Source organism: Streptomyces odontomachi, assembly GCF_024435355.1.
GTDB lineage: Bacteria > Actinomycetota > Actinomycetes > Streptomycetales > Streptomycetaceae > Streptomyces > Streptomyces odontomachi.
The window spans coordinates 35,520-53,531 of sequence record NZ_JAMJWG010000007.1; the positions used below are offsets into that span (position 1 = coordinate 35,520).

Annotated in this window: 14 protein-coding genes and 1 pseudogene; 6 read left to right on the top strand and 9 right to left on the bottom strand. The window is 68.6% G+C overall.

What is annotated here, in order from left to right:
• Positions 1 to 729: 729 nt before the first annotated feature.
• Together NQO67_RS44875 and NQO67_RS16530 are read left to right on the top strand one after the other, a co-directional pair.
• Positions 730 to 951 (top strand): four-helix bundle copper-binding protein, encoded by a 222-nt coding sequence (locus NQO67_RS44875; RefSeq protein WP_508493641.1) that lies wholly within the window; start codon positions 730 to 732, stop codon positions 949 to 951.
• A gap of 141 nt (positions 952 to 1,092) precedes the next feature.
• Positions 1,093 to 1,461, top strand: coding sequence for a DUF1622 domain-containing protein (locus NQO67_RS16530; RefSeq protein ID WP_255950754.1), 369 nt, complete (start codon positions 1,093 to 1,095; stop codon positions 1,459 to 1,461).
• A gap of 436 nt (positions 1,462 to 1,897) precedes the next feature.
• On the opposite strand, the gene NQO67_RS16535 is transcribed toward NQO67_RS16530, so the two are convergent.
• The 8 genes and pseudogenes from NQO67_RS16535 to NQO67_RS16570 form a co-directional block, all read right to left on the bottom strand.
• Positions 1,898 to 2,599, bottom strand: a complete 702-nt coding sequence (locus NQO67_RS16535) for an MFS transporter (protein ID WP_255950755.1) — start codon at positions 2,597 to 2,599, stop codon at positions 1,898 to 1,900.
• 127 nt (positions 2,600 to 2,726) lie between these two features.
• Entirely contained in the window at positions 2,727 to 3,014 is a 288-nt protein-coding gene (locus NQO67_RS16540; RefSeq protein ID WP_255950756.1) for a DUF6510 family protein, read from the bottom strand.
• A 1-nt stretch (position 3,015) separates the two neighbouring features.
• Positions 3,016 to 3,771 carry a ferredoxin reductase gene (locus NQO67_RS16545; protein ID WP_255950757.1) on the bottom strand — a complete coding sequence of 252 codons (756 nt, stop codon included), beginning with the start codon at positions 3,769 to 3,771 and terminating at the stop codon, positions 3,016 to 3,018.
• Positions 3,741 to 4,340 (bottom strand): sulfite oxidase-like oxidoreductase, encoded by a 600-nt coding sequence (locus NQO67_RS16550; RefSeq protein WP_255950758.1) that lies wholly within the window; start codon positions 4,338 to 4,340, stop codon positions 3,741 to 3,743. Before NQO67_RS16550 ends, NQO67_RS16545 begins: the two co-directional genes overlap by 31 nt.
• A gap of 119 nt (positions 4,341 to 4,459) precedes the next feature.
• Complete coding sequence (nhaA, locus tag NQO67_RS16555) at positions 4,460 to 6,340, bottom strand: Na+/H+ antiporter NhaA (protein WP_255950759.1); 1,881 nt, start codon at positions 6,338 to 6,340, stop codon at positions 4,460 to 4,462.
• Between the two features lie 378 nt (positions 6,341 to 6,718).
• A complete protein-coding gene (locus NQO67_RS16560) occupies positions 6,719 to 7,096 on the bottom strand; it encodes a cupin domain-containing protein (RefSeq protein WP_255951016.1) in 378 nt (125 codons plus the stop codon).
• 315 nt (positions 7,097 to 7,411) lie between these two features.
• Positions 7,412 to 8,464, bottom strand: coding sequence for an aldo/keto reductase (locus tag NQO67_RS16565; protein ID WP_255950760.1), 1,053 nt, complete (start codon positions 8,462 to 8,464; stop codon positions 7,412 to 7,414).
• Between the two features lie 736 nt (positions 8,465 to 9,200).
• Positions 9,201 to 9,914, bottom strand: a pseudogene (locus NQO67_RS16570) (FAD-binding oxidoreductase); the annotation flags it as partial.
• Positions 9,915 to 10,310: 396 nt separating this feature from the next.
• On the opposite strand from NQO67_RS16570, the gene NQO67_RS16575 reads away from it, so the two are divergent.
• Together NQO67_RS16575 and NQO67_RS16580 are read left to right on the top strand one after the other, a co-directional pair.
• Positions 10,311 to 11,354: a hypothetical protein gene (locus NQO67_RS16575; RefSeq protein WP_255950761.1), complete on the top strand. Its 1,044-nt coding sequence runs from the start codon at positions 10,311 to 10,313 to the stop codon at positions 11,352 to 11,354.
• Positions 11,314 to 12,576: an MFS transporter gene (locus NQO67_RS16580; protein ID WP_255950762.1), complete on the top strand. Its 1,263-nt coding sequence runs from the start codon at positions 11,314 to 11,316 to the stop codon at positions 12,574 to 12,576. The genes NQO67_RS16575 and NQO67_RS16580 overlap by 41 nt, the downstream gene beginning before the upstream one ends.
• Before the next feature lie 124 nt (positions 12,577 to 12,700).
• Here NQO67_RS16580 and NQO67_RS16585 read toward each other — a convergent pair whose 3' ends face one another.
• Positions 12,701 to 14,407, bottom strand: coding sequence for an MFS transporter (locus NQO67_RS16585; protein WP_255950763.1), 1,707 nt, complete (start codon positions 14,405 to 14,407; stop codon positions 12,701 to 12,703).
• A gap of 317 nt (positions 14,408 to 14,724) precedes the next feature.
• Here NQO67_RS16585 and NQO67_RS16590 point away from each other — a divergent pair, with 317 nt between their 5' ends.
• A complete protein-coding gene (locus NQO67_RS16590; protein WP_255950764.1) occupies positions 14,725 to 16,332 on the top strand; it encodes a right-handed parallel beta-helix repeat-containing protein in 1,608 nt (535 codons plus the stop codon).
• A gap of 529 nt (positions 16,333 to 16,861) precedes the next feature.
• Positions 16,862 to 17,863: a LacI family DNA-binding transcriptional regulator gene (locus NQO67_RS16595; protein ID WP_255950765.1), complete on the top strand. Its 1,002-nt coding sequence runs from the start codon at positions 16,862 to 16,864 to the stop codon at positions 17,861 to 17,863.
• Positions 17,864 to 18,012: the final 149 nt, after the last annotated feature.

Sequence of the window (18,012 nt, forward strand, 5' to 3'; positions counted from 1 at the left end):
CTCAGGGGACGCACCGGGACCCGTGGAGCGGCGTCAACCGCGTGACCATGCCGTGACGAACGCTCCCACGTGCGTCGATCGGGCAGTCAGCGGTACTGGTTAATCGGATTGAGGCGGGGCGGTGGCCGCGCTCTGATGTCGGGGCGATCTACGTGGCATGACACCGGGCTTTGGCTGCGGTGACTGCAACCCGGAGCTGCTGTCGGACAGCAGGGCCGGGAGGGGTAGGAGGGGATCGAACACGTCGAGTGCGTACCGGTCCACCTCTTCGCGGAGTCCGTTCTTCGAGCCGAAGTGGTGCAACAGGTGTGTCCACTCTCCAGAGGCACTTTGCGGCCAGCCGACCTGGCACGCCCTCGTCACTCAGGTCAACCGCCGAAGGACTTACCGAGCCGACCACGCAAACGGGACGGTCGGCTCGACCGCCATAATTTCACCCGGTGGCCGGCACTTGCCCATAAAGGGATCGCTGAGGGTCGAGCGACAAGAGTTTCCATGCCGCAACGCGGTTCGTCTGGATGCTGTGCTCATGTTTACGCTGCTGGATTCGGTGCTACCTCTCACGGCAACTGGAGGTCGCAAAAAAGGGGGGGACCATGGGTTTGACGACCTGTGACGGAGCAAAGGAGGCTGCCATGGCTACGGTGGTCAACGAGATGTTGAGACTCTACCCGGCTGACCTTGGCAAGGTGGATCCTGAAAGGCTGGCGAAGTGAATCGAGGAAGTGCATGGTGTGCGCACAGGCTTGCAACGAGTGCGCGGACTCCTGCATGGCCGAAAAGGAGGTACCGAGTCTGGTCAAGTGCATCAAGACCACCAGGTCGGGGGCCATCGGGCTGGCAGAGTGTGAACACGCCGCCGTAGGAGTGCCCCATCACGCGCGCATGCCGAGCGGCTCCGGCTCGTTGGTCACGCCTGTATTCTCCTCGGCCGGGCCGGGTCGTGCTTGATCGCCCCCTAAAGCAGGCGGTTTTCGACCTCATGTCTGCCCAGCACTGGCACCTGGGAGCAAATTAGTCGGCAACGAGCTTCCTGTGGTACGAGCGCTATGACACGGCAGCTCTGATGAAAAGGGTCGGGAATCGGAGCTCATGGCTGCGGAAGAAACCCTGCGGGACACTGTTGACGTCATGGTCAGGATCATTGAGGCATGCGGTGTCGCCGTGATCTCATTCGGGGCCATCTGGGCTTTTCTGCAGCTCTTCGACGTCGCGGCACGCGATCGCCGCGTGAGTAGCTTCGCGGCCGTCCGTTTGCGTTTGGGAAGAGCATTGGCTCTCGGCTTGGAGTTTCAGCTCGCCTCCGATGTTCTCCGCACAGCGGTGGCGCCCAGCTTTCGTGAGATCGGGCAGCTTGCATCCATCGTCGCCATCAGGACCGCCGTCAATTACTTCCTGTCCATGGAGATCGCCGAGGAACGCAGACAGGTAGCCGATGCAGCAGCAGAGCACGGGCACTGACACACCAGGACAGTCGCGGCCCGAATCGTGACCATGATCCGGTTCGTCGACCTTCTCAGTGCGGTGGTGGGTGCGATGGGCGTCGTGTCCGCACTCGCATCTCTCTGGGCGACACGCCGAGGAGGGATTGCACTGGCTGTCCTGCTGGACCTGCTTACCGCGGCCAGCCTGCTCCGCCTGGCCGCGGATACCGACTTCATGCGCGCTGCGACGGCCGGTGTAGTGCTGGCGATCCGGCGAATGGTGTCCTGGTCCTTCCACCATGGCCCTACGGCGCAGTGGCACAACCGCGTGTCTTTGCAGGACATCGGCATGTGGGCGGTCCGCGAAGGGCCCTCATTCCGAAGAGCGAGAAGTCAGCGGAAACGGCCTCGCGGCAGTCCTCCGAGAGGCCACTGACGGGAGGCCGCGGCGCCGAGCCCGGTGAGCAGGAAGCTCAAGATGCCGCCCCAGAGCAGGTTGCGGGAGTGCAGTAGCTGGGCGGCGAGCGACGGTCCCAGCGACAGGTAGAAGCCGCCGAGCGCCCACAGGCCAACCAGGCACGGTAGGGCGGCCGTGCGACGAACACCGCGAGCAGCAGCCACCAGGTCAGACGGGTCGGTGCCGGGGCGTACTGCGCCAGTACGCCTGCGGCGACCGCACCGAGGGCCTGGCCGGTGGTGTGGTCGCCGCGCTGGACAACACCGACGTCGCGCTGCCGTGTGGCCGCAGGTCGTGCAGCGCAGCGGCGACCGCACCCGTGATAAGGCCGACCGCGAGGCCCTGCTGCGCCCGGGCGGCGAACGACAGTCCGACTCCGGGCGAGCAGGGCCAATCTGCACGCGACGGTGCCGGTAGCCAGCCCGGCCAGCGTCAAGGGGCGGCGGCTTGGATGATCCGACAGGGAGCCCAGGAAGAGCAACGTGCCCAGCAAGACGACGATGTAGACCGTGAACAGCAAGGTCAGCGTGATGGCAGAGAACCGGAGCTGGGCCTGGTATGCCCGGTAGAACGGTGCGGCGGCCGTGTTCGACGCGAACGCCGGTAACGCGGCGACGGCCGCCACGCCGAAAGCCGCCGCCTTCGGCAGGGCGAGCCGCCGCAGTGGGCCGCTGGCCTCTTCGACACGTAGGGAGGGTGCTTGGCTGCTGCCGCTCATCAGACCGTGGGCACGCACACGCCCTCGCCGCTGTCGATGATCTTTCCCCTGCCCGGCCCATTGCCGTCGTGACCGGGTTCTTGCCGTGCCGGGCCGCATCCCGGCACACCGCCGGTCAGGACAACCGTCAGGACGGCAGGGAGATACGCAGGGCCACGGTGCCCCGAAGGTCCAGCCATGCGGCGTCAGGGGTGCGTACCAGGCGCATCCTCACCTCACCGCAGTGGGGACAGCGTCCCACCCAGCCCGGGGCGCGGTTGTAGAGGTGTATCCGTGCCACCGGTTCGGCCCGGCCGCAGTGGGCGCAGCGGCCGACGGCGCTGGTGAGGTCGACGGTGAAGATCTCGGCGAGCGGTCCGGCGAGGGCGTTGCCGTCCTCGTGGGCGTCGGCGTCGCTGGCGGGGTGGTCGGGCATGTCAGCCTCCGGTGGGGCCGAAGCGTTCGGTACGGATGCGTTCCGGCGGGTGACCCAGGTCGACGAGCAGGTCCGCCGCGGCTTCGACGAAGCCGGTGGGGCCGCATACGTAGCAGCTGGGTGACGCCTGCGGTGGCCAGGCGACGGTACGTAGGTCCTGCTCGCCGATCCGGCCCGGGCGGCGCGCCGAGCCGTGGGGCGCCGTGCGGGTGTAGAGGTGTTCCACCTCCAGCCTTGGCTCCTCCCGCTGTAGTTCGGGCAGGTAGTAGCGGTCGGCCGGCGTGCGCACCGAGTGCAGCAGCCGGAAGGGGGTGGACGCTCCGGCCGCGCGTCTGGCACGGATCATGGCCATCAGAGGGACGATGCCCGAGCCGCCGCCCACCAGCAGCACCGGCTCCGTCTGGACGGGCGTCCAGACGAACCAGCCGCCGACCGGTCCACGCAACTCCACCCGGTCCCCGGGCGCGAACGTCTCGACCAGATAGGGCGAGACCTCGCCGTCGGTAACCCGCTGCACAGTGAGTTCGACATGCCGGGCGCTGGGTGCCGAGGCCAGCGAGTAGCTGCGCTGGGTGCTGTAGCCGTCCTCGGCGGTCAGCCTGACGTCGACGTGCTGACCGGCCCGATGGCCCGGCCAGTCCGGTATGTCGAGGACCAGCGTCGTCGCCGTCTCGTTCTCCGCCCTGCGTTCCATCAGCGTGGCAACCTGCCAGCGCAGCCGTGTGCCTAGTCGCCCTGGTACCGCTGTTCGCGCCATGGGTCTCCGTAGTCGTGGTAGCCGGCGGTCTCCCAGAAGCCGGGCTGGTCCTGACGAAGCAGCCGGATGCCGTGCACCCACTTCGCCGACTTCCACAGGTACAGATGGGGGACGAGGAGCCGAGCCGGACCGCCGTGCTCCGGAGGGAGGTCGCCGCCCTCGTACCGGTACGCGATCCAGGCCCGGCCGTGCCGCAGGTCCTCCAGCGGCAGATTCGTGGTGTAGCCACCGTAGGAGCTGACCAGGGCGAAGTCCGCTTCGGTCGGCACGTCTGCCAGCAGTACGTCGAGGGAGACACCCTCCCAGGCGGTGTCGAACTTGGACCACTTCGTCACACAGTGGAGATCGACGGTAGGGGACTCGCTCGGCAACGCCGTCAGCTCGGCCCAGTTCCAGGAGTGCGGCTTCCCTGTCTCCGCGGTGATGGTGAACTCCCAGTCCTCCCGGGAGACCCGAGGGGTCGGACCGGCCGAGAGCACCGGAAAGTCGCGTGTCTCGTACTGACCCGGCGGCAGCCGCTGATCGGTCCTGCGGGCCCGGCCCCGGAATCCATGCGAAACAATGCCCACGTTTCCTCCTCACCCGTCAAGCCTGCGCCCCGGCGCTCCGCCGTGCGACCGAACACGCCCATGTGCAGTAGCGACCGCAGGGGAAGGCGGTGTCAGTCCGGAACCGAGAGTGGCAGCGGTCACGTGGTGAGGGAGGCACGTTCGCGGGCGACGCGGACGGCGGCGGTAAGGCTGGTGAGGTCGTAGGCGCCGTGGTGTCTGCGGCCGTTGATGAAGAACGTGGGTGTACCGGCCACGTTGCTGAGGTCGGCTGACTCGACGTTCTCGGCGATGCGGGCGGCGCCGACGTGGGCCTGCATGTCGCGTTCGAAGCGAGCGGTGTCCAGACCGATGGCGTCCGCATGGGCGTTCAGGTCCTCGATGCGGAGGGCTTCCTGCTGCCTGAGCAGCAGGTCGTGCATGTCCCAGAAGCGGCCTTGGCATGCGGCTGCTTCGGACGCTTCGGCGGCGAGTTGGGCGTGGATGTGCACGTCGGTGAGAGGGAGGTGGCGCCACACGTAGCGCACGTCTCCGAAGTCGGCGAGGAGTTCGCGGATGACGGGTTCGGCCTGCCCGCAGTAGGGGCATTCGTAGTCGCCGTATTCCACGACGGTCACAGGGGCGTGGTGCGGCCCTCGGATGTGATCACGGTCGGAGCTGACGGGCACGGCCAGGTCGACGATCGTCTCGGCCTTCCCGAGCAGTGCCGAGGCCCGCAGCGCAGGCGGCAGAAGGCTGATGGCCACAGTGACGAGCCGGGTTGTGAGGCCGGCGCAGACCACTGTGGCGAGGATGCCGATCTTGGCAGCGTCGAGGCGCGCACCGTGGAAGGCAAACGTCGCGATGAGCAGGGAGACGGTGAACCCGACCCCGCAGAGCGTGCCGCCGGCGGTCGCAGCTCCCCAGCCAACCGGGAGGTGCAGCCGCCCACGGGAGGCGAGTTTCGCAAGCGCGCAGGCCCCGATGATTCCCAGTGGTTTGCCCACGACGTAGGCGATGAGGATGCCCAGGGTGACGGGTGAGGTGAAGGCTCGTGCCAGCTGATCGCCGCTGAGCTCGATGCCCGCGTTGGCCAGGGCGAACAGCGGGACGATCACATAGCTGGTCCACGGGTGGTAGATCCGTTGCAGGCGGTCGTTCGGTGAGATCGCCGAGGCGATGCCGGCGCGGGCGTACCGCTCCAGTTCCGGGGTGGGCTGCTCGCGGAACAGCCGGAACAGGCCGCTCGCGTGCTCCAGATCCGTGCGCGAGGCGGGGTAGGCGTAGGTGAGCAGCCCCAGTGCGAGACCGACCACGACCGGATCGACACCAGACCCGAGCAGGGCGATCCAGGCGACGACGCCCAGAAGGCCGTACACGCTGCCGTGACGCACGCCGAGACGCCGGAAGAGCAGGACGAGTGCGAGGGTGCCGACGGCGACGCCGAGTGCGGGCACGGCGATGCGGTCGCTGTAGCCGAAGGCGATGACACCGAGGGCGAGGAAGTCGTCGACCACGGTCAGCAAGAGGATGAAGACCCGCAGCCCCGGCGGCATGCCCCGGCCCACGACGGCCAGCACGCCCAGCGCGAACGCCGTGTCGGTGGACATCGCCGCACCCCAGCCCTGCTCGGACCCGTGGCCGGCGTTGATCGCGAGGTAGAGGGCGATGGGCACGAGCATGCCGCTGACCCCCGCGACGAGCGGCAGGGCCAGCCGCTTGCGCTCACGCAGTTCCCCCATGTCGAACTCGCGTCGGGCCTCCAGACCGACGACGAAGAAGAAGAGCGTCATCAGGCCGCTGTTGACCCAGTCGCGCAAGGTGAGCGAGATCCCGTACGTGCCGAAGCGGACAGACAGGTGAATGTCCCAGAACGACGTGTACGCCGAGGGTGCCGCGTTGGCCCAGACGAGTGCGGCGAGCGCGGCGGCGACCAGGACCGCGGCGCCACCGGTCTCGGTGTGCAGGAAGGTACGCAGGGGGGAACGCGATCTGTCGCCGTACTGTGTCTGGCCTGTGTAAACGTCAGGTTCGCGGGGCATGGGTCAGATTCTCACTCGCGGTGTGGCCGGGGGCTGCGGGCCGAGAGGAGACCTGCCGCCCGGGGCGTCTGGCAGTCGGGCAGGCCGAGCGTCATGGCGGCGGCGGCCAGGCTCGCGGCGGGGGTGCGGGCTGCGGGGCCCCGGCAGCGGACACGTCCAGTGCGCGGCACGACTCAGTGGCTGCACTGCCCTCGCCCGGCAGGCGGGACTCCGTACTACCCGTGCTGGGCCATGTCGCAAGGTGTGCAGGGCCTTCGTCGGGGTGATGCAGACGGCCGAGGTGCACAGGACCGGACTCCTCGCGGAGCGCGCCGGGCCGGCTCGGGTACGTGCTGACCGCACGGAGGGGGCGCGACGCTCGTGCCTCGGATGTGCGGCTCAGTCGCTGGGGCGCGGGGCCCGGAGGTGGGCGCGCTGCCGCAGTTCCTCCTCGTCGACGAGCGTGAGCCGGGGCTTACCCGGTTCCATGAGCATCGTGACAAGGAACTTCGTTCTCACGTCCTGAAGGGCGTTGCCGTCCTGATAGTGGATGACGTCACCGCCCGGCTCCCAGAACGTTCCGCCCGCCTCGATCACCCGTTCCGGCTCACCCTCCAGTTCGAAGCGGACCGCTCCCTCCAGGACGTATCCGAAACAGGGACCGGAATGGCGGTGCGGAGGCGTACCCGGATTTCCGGGCGGCCATTCGATGACAACGGTCATCCCGGTGGCCCCGTCGGGGATGAACGGCGGAGTGACGTCTTGCAGGGTGGTCAACGCCGTCTTCCACGCCTCGGACCGCCCCTGCCGGGCGGGCCCGCTCGCTGCTTCCCTGTCCGACACTGCGCTGCACCTCCATTGGTACGCCGTCTACGGGATCTTCCGTACCGTCCGGCTCCGCGGCGCGATCCGCCGTTCCTCGGGCGGCAGCCGGCACGGGTAGCGACGCAGCTACCCGTGTCACGCGACACCGCCATCCATGCCCGTCAGCCCGAGATTCGGTTCGAACTTCACCGGCCGTCTGGTCCGTCTGGGTCAGAGGAGCCGCACCCACCGCCCCCGCGCGGGGCACGGCGGCACGGCGCCGACGGTTCAGGTCGCCGAGCCGTGCAGTACGAGGTCGGGCGGTCCGAAGCGGTCCCTGGCGAGGTTTGCCTGGTGCCAGTGCGGATAGATCATCGCGGGCGCGCTCACCCGGTCCAGCGCGGCGATCTCGTCGCCCGCGAGGGTCAGGTCGACGGCGTCGAGGTTGTCGCGGAGCTGCTCGTCCTTCCGGGCGCCGATCACCAGCGAGGTGACCGCTGGCCGGGTGAGCAGCCAGGCGAGGGCCACCTGCGCCGGGGACACCCCGTGCGCGTCGGCAACCTCGACCAGCACCTCCACGGTGTCGTAGAGCCTCTCGCGGTCGCGGACCGGGGGCTCGTTCCACCGCTCGTCGACTTGGCGCGTGCCCTTGGGGGCGTCCTTGCCGCGGCGGTACTTGCCCGACACCAGGCCGCCGGCCAGCGGGCTCCACACCAGGATGCCGAGACCCTGGTCCACGGAGAGCGGCAACAGCTCGTACTCGGCGTCGCGCGATTCGAGCGAGTAGTAGATCTGGTTGGCCACGAACCGCTGGTAACCGTGTGCGTCGCAGACCGCCAGCGCCTTCATGAGCTGCCAGCCGGTGTAGTTCGAGACGCCGAGGTAGCGGACCTTCCCGGAGCGGAGCATGGTGTCCAGCGTCTCCATGGTCTCCTCGAGCGGCGTCTGCCCGTCCCACTCGTGGACGTGGTAGATGTCCACGTGGTCCGTACGCAGCCGGCGCAGGCTGCCCTCCAGCTGGCGCATCAGGTGGAACCGCGAAGCACCGCCGTCGTTCGGACCCTCGCCGAGCACCATACGGCCCTTGGTGGACAGCAGCACCTCGTCTCGGCGCCGCTCGACGACCTGCCCGATGATCTCCTCGGCGAGGCCGTCGGAATACATGTCGGCGGTGTCGATCATGTTCACCCCGGCGTCCAGCGCCATGCCCACCTGCCGGTCGGCGTCCTCGAGACCGCCGCTGCCCAGCGCGCCGAACATGCCCCTGCCACCGTAGGTCATGGTGCCCAGGGTCAGCGCGGACACCCGCAGCCCGGAGCGCCCCAACTGACGGTATTCCATGATCACTCCCTTGCCTCTGACAAGGCGGCCCGGCTGGCCCCGCGGCCAGGCACCGTCATCGCCGCAAGCGAGTACCCGCCAGGGCGCGTCCTTGCACGACGGACCCGAGCGGTTTCAGGGGCGAGCCGCCGCGGGCTGTCGTTTCGGCGCCCGATATGCCTCGGAGTACCAGTTCGAGCTGCGGTATCTCTACACGAAGCTGTACGACGGCGACACGACGCCCCCGGACGGGCCCTGGATGGACTGGAAGTGGGTCGAAGGGGTCGACGACGGCTGGCAGGAGGCGCTGTACCTCCACATCGACGCCTTCCGCAGCTGGCTGTCGGTCGAGGGCGTGACCTTCGTCGAAGATCCGGCGCACCCGGAGTCCTGGCTGCGGGACGTGCGGTTGCAGTACTGGGACCTCACGACGAGGACCTGGCGCGACGGCCCCCTGATGCTGTCGGACTACCCCGTGCACACCCGTCGGTTCCCCGCGATCCAGGCGCGCCGCTTCCGCCTCGCCTCCAGCGGCGGCGAGGGATGGCCCTCGGGGAACATGCGGCTCGCTGAGCTGGTCTTCCACGGCACGAGCCTGGGTAACTCGCACCCGGACGTGCGCGCGAACAACACGAGCGCGGTCCTGTTCGACGAGGACGAGGACGTCCTGCGGTCGATGTTCCGGGGCATCGCCGCACCCTTCCGGTACCGGTACGACGGGGCCTACGCGAAGGGCATGCTTTCCGCCCCCCCCGTCCTCGCCCGTACCCGTGAAGTTCACGTACGAGCCGCCCATGGAGTAGGGCTGCGTCTCCTCCCAGTAGTCGACGCACCACCGCTTGATGGTCTCGGCGTTGGCCGGGTCCGGGTCGACCCCGGCGAAGACGCCGGACCAGACGGCGTCCCGGTGGCTCCACGCGGTGTCCTCCTGCGGCACCCGGTGGGCGGCCGCGTCCACCGGATACAGGTGCATGAGCGAAAGCGGTGTCGGCATGTGCTCGCCGTAGTGGAGATGGACGTCCAGCGCGGCGTCCGGAACACGGTCGAAGAAGTCTCCGCGCCAGTACCACTGGTACCCGGCGGGGATGATCTCGTCGAGCATGCTCTGTAGCGCGGGGTACGGCATCGGCGTCGCGAAGTGGAACGCCGGCGGTCCCGGCTCCTGCACCGAGGTGAGGGCCTCTTCGAAGCGGCTCAGGTCGCCGGTGTGGCACCACACGATGCCGCACATCTTCCGGCCGTGGAGTCCTTCGGGGAACGGGGGAGCGGGCGGGATGGTGAACAGCGGGAAGAAGCCGTAGACGTCCTCGGGTGCCTGCGGGAGGAAGTCGCGGTACCACGCCAGTACCTCCCGGGTACGGTCGACCGGCCACAGGGTGATCGCGGCCCCCACCGTGTCCACCGGGTGCAGCCGGTAGGTGAAGGAGGTGACGATGCCGAAGTTGCCGCCGCCCCCGCGCAGCGCCCAGAAGCCCTGGGCCGAATAGGTGACCGGAAGTGGTCATGGTGGGTGACCGGAAGTGGTCGGGATGTGTGATCGGAAGTGGTGGAGGAAGGCGTCCTCCACGTAACCCGATCGAGGGCACCGGCCTACCCGCACCCTTATTCACACGGATTTCCGCGTTCTGTACTCGGATATTCATGCACGGCAGTCATGCCCGAGCCTGACCAATGCCCGGAATTTCACGGTATTCATTATATGGGCGCCCCGGGCTGGCGGGCCTGGCGTACCTCGCTTGAAAGGTGTGAACGTGCTGTAACGTCGACGCTCGCCGTCTGCTGATGCGGCGCCGACGGGGTGAGTTCTCGGGCGCGTCAGGCCCGCCACGCCAATGGATGAAGTCCAGGTCGATCGAGGAGAGAAATCATGCAGAACGTGGGAGAAGTCGATGTCAGGGACGGCGCCACATCGGGCCTCTCCACGCCGGGTTTTTCGGAAGCGGTGCGTAAATCCTTAGCCGACGCCCTCGGCGCACCCTTGGACCGGATATTCATACCCGCCAACTCCGACAAGTACCATGACTCGCAGGAGTTGCAGGCCTCGGATTCTTCCCTGGCGCGGATATTCGACATCATGCGCGAGCTCAACGAACGGGGCATGACCGACCCCACCGTCGGCAGCTCGACTCGGAACGGTCGATCGTTACGCGATGCGCTCGATCTCGCCGTCGCCGACATCGCTCGGGCGGCCGGGGAAACCCCTGTCCAGTACACCGAACTGGGGCCCGAACCCGTGAAGACGGGGCTGATCGTCCGCGCGCTGCTGGACCGAGGAGTCGATGTCCGGCGCTACCACGGGGTGGACATCAATCCGGCCTCGTGCGAGACCATGCGCCAGACCGTTTCTCCCTTGCTCAGCCCTGCCGGGTTCACCTACAGCCAGATGTTGTTCGAAGAACTCGGAGACGCAAAGCACCGCCTCCCCGGGGTTCGCAACATCGTGACGATGCTCGGATTCGAGGAGGGGAATGAGCATCCGGCAGTCGTGAACTCCATGCTGGAGCGGATCATGCAGCCCGGAGATCTGTTTCTCTCCGAGATGCAGCTCTTGTCCGAATGCGGCTGGCAACACATCTACGCGTTCTATCAGACCGACCTGATGCGTGAGTTCTCGCAGCTCGTGCTCCGGCGTCGACACCCTGGGATCACCGATTCCGACTACGGTGTTTTCCTCGTTCCCGTGCCACTCGATCCGGCACGTCCGGAGCAGACCGTCATGGCGGCGGTCACCGCCGAGATCGTCCACACCGGCACGTCCGAAGCCCCTGAAATTCTCGTCACCAACTATTGTCTTAAATTCACGGTGCAGGACTACCGGAGACTCCGAGAGGCTGCCGGGTCCCTGAAAGTTCTCGACGAGCGGAGCAGTGGTGACGGGACCGTCGTGTTCCAGATCAGCCAGCGGCTCTGAGGAGGCCGTCCGGGCTGCCGCAGAAGCCGGGCGGGCGCGCTGGCACATCCTCGCGCTGCACGGCGCAGCCGTCATCGCCGTCTGCTACGGATTCGCACGGTACGCGTTCGGGCTCTTCGGCGAGGAGTTCCAGAGGGACTTCTCCCTCTCCGCCACCGGTCTGGGAATCCTGGGTGGAATCTCCACGGCCGGCTATGCGGCGGGCCTGGTCCTGGGGCCGAGAGTCGCGCAACGCTCACCCCAGGGTGCGGTGCTCGCTGCCGGAGCACTGTCCGTCGCGGGCATCGCCGCCATGCTGGTGGCCCAGGGGGTGATCGCCTTCGGTGCCGGAGTGGCGCTGGCCGGCAGCAGCGCAGGACTCGCCTCCCCCGGCGTGGCCCAACTCATCAACCGGAGCGTGCCGGGGCCCGCCCGGCACAGCGCTCAGACCTGGGCCAACACCGGCACCAGCTTCGGGCTGCTGGTCACCGCCTTCACCCCGCTCGTGCCACTCGACTGGCACTGGAGCTGGACCGGGTTCTGCGTGATCGCCGGGCTTGTGACGATGGTGTTCGCGGCCTGGCGTGGCCGGCTCTCGCCGCTCTCCGTGGCGCGGGGGACCGGTGCCGAACAGCCCGCAATCCACCTCGGTCGAACGGGTCCGGAACGCCGCGAACTTCTGATCACCTCCCTGCTCCTGGGGATGACGTCCGCGCCGTACTGGAACTTCTCCCAGCTCCGTCTCGCGGACGCGGGGGTCACCGGGCTCGCCGCCACCACCTGCTGGTTCATGATCGGAGCAGCCGGGATCCTGGGCGGCGTCGCCGGCCGGGTGGCCTCCGTCGCCGGGCTGCGCCGCGCCCAACTCGCCTTCTGCGCGCCATGGACCCTGAGTTCGGGCCTTCTTGCCCTGCCCTGGCTCCCCTACCCGGCCGCACTGGTCTCGGCCGCGCTCTTCGGCATGTCCTACATGGCGCTGAGCGGCCTGTGCATCCTGCGCGCCGAGCGCTGCTTTCGCACCTCGTCGTTCGGGGTCACGGTCTCCTTCTTCGGGCTGGCGATCGGCCAGGCCGGTGCCGCACCGCTGGTGGGGATGGTGGCCGACCGGGTCGGCCTCGCGCCCGCCTTCGCGCTCTCCGCCGCCGTCTCCCTCGCCCTGCTCGCCGTACTGCCGGGCCGGCCGGGTTCGGGACGGCCGGAAGCCGGTCGCGGGCTCGCGCACGCGGGAAGCGCGTCCCGGTGAGGTGAGCCGACGTTCGCCCCGGCCCGTGGGATGGCCCACGGGCCGGGGCGACGGCGATCGTGACCGCTGACGGGCGCTCCCCGCGGAACCGTCCCTCCGCGGAACCGTCCCTCCGACGCGCAGGTCACCCCTGTTCGCCGGAGAGCGCCAGCACCTCGTCGTCGACGTTCCGGCGGTGCCGCAGCTCGTCCTCCCTGGCCTTGCCGGGGCTCCACCGTCCGACCATCACGAAGATGAAGGGGACGAAGACCACCTGACCGGCGACGGTGATCCACCACCAGGTCTGCCACTGCCCGGGGCCGTCCTCGGCGGCCTGCTGCACCTCGGGTCCGTACTCCTGAAGGACCTTCAGCTGCGGCTGCGCCTTCTGCACACGGGCGAGATCGGCCGGGCCCACCTCGCGCGCGGCCCGTGCGGCCAGGTCGGACGGCACCGCGTTCGCCGGGTACTTGGCCAGCTCGGCGAAGAGTTCGGGGTGCGCCTTGACGACGGCCAGCGCGGGGCCCGCCTCCTTCTGGGCCTCGGCGACCTGGGTGCCGTGCTCCACCAACGGCGATGCCGAGGTGACGACCAGCGGAACGCAGGCGCTGGAGACGGCCACGACGATCCTGATGATCCAGCCCCAGACCGCGAGTCCGGTGGCGGTGGCGGCCGGGTTCCGCTTCTCGACGGTTTCGGTGAAGCTGGCCATCCACGGCGCGTACGCGACACCGGAGAGCGCCCCCACGGCCACGAACAGCCACGCGAAGGTGTAGTACCCGGTCTGGGGATGGGTCGCAAGGACCGCGAACGTCGAGGTGACCGCGATCGACCCGACCGCGCCGAGCAGCATGAACGGCTTGCGTACCCGCAGCCGGTCGGAGAGCAGGCCCACGACGACCAGGGCGATGGCGTTCGATGCCCAGTACCAGTTGGCGAGGGCGTTGGTGCGCTGCTGGCTGTAGTCGAAGTTGGCGGCGAAGTAGACCACGAAGTTTCCCACCGCGGAGAAGTAGAGCAGCAGGAACACGCTGATGGCGACCGCCGCCCCCACCACGTCCAGATGCAGCATCTGCCGCCAAAGTCCCTGCGTCCGGCGCTCGTCGGCGGCGCTCTGCCGGGCACGGGCCTCCACGAGGCGCCGGTCGTGCAGGCTGACCATGATCTGGTCGCGCAGCGCCGGGGTGAGCTCGCGCAGCCCGAAGAACGCGAGGACGAACACGATCAGCCCGGCGAACCCGGAGTAGCGCAGCTCGTCCTGCCAGTTCGCGGACGAGAGGGTGCTGCTGGTCACGATGGTGACGACCAGGCTGCCGAGCACCGGCCCCATGGTCCAGTACCCCATGGCCGTCGCACGGCCGAGCTGCGGTGAGAAGTCGCGGATGAGCGCGGGTGTGGCGACCAGGACGATGCCCTCGACGAAGCAGACCGCCGCGAAGAGCAGCAGATAGGCCGTCTTGCTGGGGGCGTTCGGCATCCCCAGGACCAGCAGCAGACCGGCGACGAGCAGCCCCCAGACGACCATGTTGGCCCGCCCCCACCGGTCGGCGAGCCCGGCGAGCAGCGAGGTGAAGGCCCCCACCGCGTTGCCGATCACCGACACCCACACGAAGTAGGTGTAGCTCATGTGGAAGTGCGTGATCACGGACGTGGCCACCGCGTACTGGACGTAGAGCTCGTAGTACAGGACGACGGTGGTCACCACCACGATCGCCAGGTACGAGTACCGGCGCCCCGCGTCGGGGTAGTGCGGAAGCTCCCGGCGCCAGAGCCGGGAGAGGAGTCCCGGTGCGCCGGCTTCCGGGCGGGAGTGGGGGTCTGTTCCGACGGCCTGGGGCGGATGAGCGGACATACGGCCTCCTCCGGAAACCCGGGAACGGGCCGAACGGGGCGCTTGCGCGCCATGGCCGCCCGGGGTGACCAAAGGTTAGTACCGACTGGTCGGTATGGCCTAGGGGTGCTACCGCACGAGTGTGCCTGCCGCACGGCGCGGCTGCGGCACGGCGCGGGCTGCCGCACGGCGGGGGCTGGCGCATGAGCGTGCTGCCGCGTGCGGGTCGTGCGTCGCCGCGCCGGTCGCTCGTTTCCTGCTACCCGCGGCCGTCTTCCGGCGCTCCGTGCAAGTGTGTGATGTCGGAATTCCGAGACGGTGAAGGGAAATTCTGGGAGATGAAGATCATGGAGCGAAGGGCACGCAGACGCGGCGGAGCCGCTGCACTGCCGGCGGGCCTTGCCCTGATTGCGTTAGCCGCGTTGGCGGTCGGTGGTTCGGTGTGGCCGGCGCAGGCCCGTGCGTCCGAGGCGCCGCAGGCGCAGGCCGCCACCCCTTCCGCGACTTCGGGGCTGATCAAGGATACGAACTATCCGATTCCGGACGGTGCCGTCTTCGTCTCCCCGTCGGGCGATGACGCGGCCGCGGGGACCGAGGCGCAGCCGTTGCACACGTTGGCGGCCGGCATCAACAAGATTTCCTCCGGCGGCACCGTCGTCCTGCGGGCCGGCAACTACCGGGAGAGCATCGCGGGAGTCAACAAACGCATCACCTTGCAGCCGTATCCGCATGAAAAGGTCTGGATCAAGGGCACAGACCTGGTTTCGGGATGGACGGCGGACGGCGGCGACTGGCGGACGACGACCTGGCGCTCCCCGTTCTGCCAGGACTGTTACCCGGACGACGCCATCAACCCGTCGTACCCGCTGGCCGGCAAGTCGGAGCAGGCGTTCCGCAACGGCCAGGCGCTGAAGCAGGTCGGCTCGCGGGCCGAGGTCGTCTCCGGGACGTTCTACGTCGACCCGTCCACCAAGGAGCTCTACGTCGGGGACGATCCGAGCGGCGCGACCATGGAACTGTCCACCCGATGGCGCGCGATCCTGCTGAACAGCGGTGCGGCGGGCAGCATGATCCGTGGTCTGGGCTTCAGCGAGTACTCACCGCACTGGAACGAGGACCAGCTGGCCATGGTGGTCGACGCGGCGCCGAACAGCGTGATCGAGAACGACGTGTTCACGCGCAGCGCGACCCGCGCCCTGGGGATCTACGCCGCGGGCATCCGGGTCGAGGGCAACACCGTCGACGACAACGGCGGGTCGGGCGGTACGTCGAACAAGGCCGACGGCACGGTGTTCCGCGACAACACCTTCAACCGCAACAACAACGAGCACTATGCCGTCAGTACCTGTGGCGCGTACTGCACGATGGCCGGGCTCAAAGTGGCCCACACGAAAGACGTCGTCGTCGAGCAGAACGAGTTCAACGACAACGACGGCAGCGGTTTCTGGTGCGATCTGGGCTGCACCGACGGGCAGATCACGGCCAACACGGTCGCCCGCAACACCAACAACGGCCTCTTCTGGGAAGTTTCCTCCACGGCGACCATCAGCGGAAACACCGTCACCGGCAATGCGCGGGGCCTGAAGGTCTCCGGATCGGACCACACCACGGTGACCGACAACACCTTCACCGGCAACACGACCCAGGTGGGCGTCTACGACGACGCCCGCTCGCCGTCCAGCGACGCGTATTCCTCGGGACTCGGACTGACCTGGGACACCAGCGCGACGGTGCTGACCGGCAACGCCTTCGCTTCGGCGAAGACCCTGCTCATGGACACCAACCACACGGCCCAGGTGGCCGCTCCCGCCATGTTCTCGACCGTGAGCGGCAATCAGGTGACCGGCACCCAGAGCATCAACTGGTGCCCGTCGGCCTGCACCACCTACTCCACCCTGGCGGCCTTCCGCACGGCAACCGGCATCGACTTCGGCACGGTCGGCTGAGATGGCCGCCTGAGATGGGGCGGCCAGAGCGTGAAGGCTCTGGCCGCCCCGACGAACGCTGGATTGCTTCAGACCTGGCTGATTGCCGCGAAGGCGACGCACGCCATCCCCACCAGCCGGCACCATGACGATCAGCATCGCGAGCGTGCCTCGCGGACGTACGGGCAGGGTGCGCGGCCTTCGCTGCCCGGAGGCGGCATCCGCGTGGGGCCGACGCGTGCGGCCGGGCACGCGTCGGCCCCGTCGGGACGGTCCGGGTTCCGGGTTCCGGGTCCGGTCCGTCCGATCGCCGCCGTCAAGGGACGGCGGACATCAACAGGGCGGTCAGGCCGCCGTGCAGCCACCGGGAAAGCGACCCGGACGTCGCAGCGGCGGCTCTGGAAGGAAACAACGGACGCGTCAGCGTGTCAATCATATGACGCAGTTTTCTCATTCATGCGGAGCAGGGGAGTCCGGTGCGGGCGGGCGGTGTCGACTACCCTGAGGGGGAAGTCTGTATGTAACAACTGATGGAGAAGGAACCGCCCCGGTGCGACAGCGTGCAACCGTCCGGCAGGTCGCCGAGGAGACCGGGCTGTCGATCGCCACCGTCTCCCGCGTGCTCAACGGCCAGAACAACGTGGCAGCCCGCACCCGCGAGGTGGTTCTGGAAGCCGCCGGCAGGCTCGGCCGCCGCCCGCCGCACCGGCGCTCGCCCGTGATCTACCTCCGCTGCCCCTACGTCCTGCGGGACTACTTCGGCCTCATCGTCTCCTCGATCGCCGAGGAGGCCGCCAGCCAGCGCTTCGAGGTGCTCCTCAACGCCGGAGAGGCCGCCCAGCACTCCGACGCCCTGGCGGGGTTGCCGGCGCGCGGCGGGGTCGGCGGGGCGATCCTCGTGCTGCCGCCCGAACCCGCAGAGGACCTCGTACGCCTGCGGGACAGCGGCTTCCCCTTCGTCGTCGTCGACCCCCGCACCACGCCGCCGCGCGACATCGCCGCGGTGTCCGCCGCGCACTTCACCGGCGCCCGGGCGCTGATGGCGCATCTGGTCGGCCTCGGGCACCGGCGCGTCGGCATCATCGCCGGACCACGCCACTGGCTCGTCACCGACGCGCGCATCGCCGGGCATCTCGCCGCGCTCGCCGACGTCGGCGTCCTTCCGTCGGCCGACCTGATGAGGCATGTCCCCGAGCCGACCACCGAGCACGGCTACCGCGCCGCCGGTGAGCTCCTCGACCTGCCGGATCGGCCCACCGCGCTGGTCGGGTTCAACGACAAGATGGCCGTCGGCGCCCTGCGTGCGGCCAACGAACGCGGACTGCGGGTCCCGCTCGACCTGTCGATCGCCGGTTTCGACGACATCGACCTGAGCCGCGCCACCCACCCCGAGCTCACCACGGTCCGTCAGCCCCTCGCCGAGATGGGCCGGATGGCGGTCACCCTCTTCACCCGCATCCTGGACCAGCACGAACACGAGGCCCTCCATGTGGAGCTGGCCACCGAACTCATCGTGCGCGCCTCCACGGGACCCGCACCGCAGCGCGGTTGAGCCGCCGTCCGGTCGCGCGGACCGATGGTCGGCCTCTTGACGAGCGAGCGTGACCGCAATAATTTCATGTCAAAGATTAAGTCGTGCAGTTACCGCGGCACGCTTCTTCTCGATGGCTCCGAGCCCCGGCCGGGGGGCGCATTCCACTG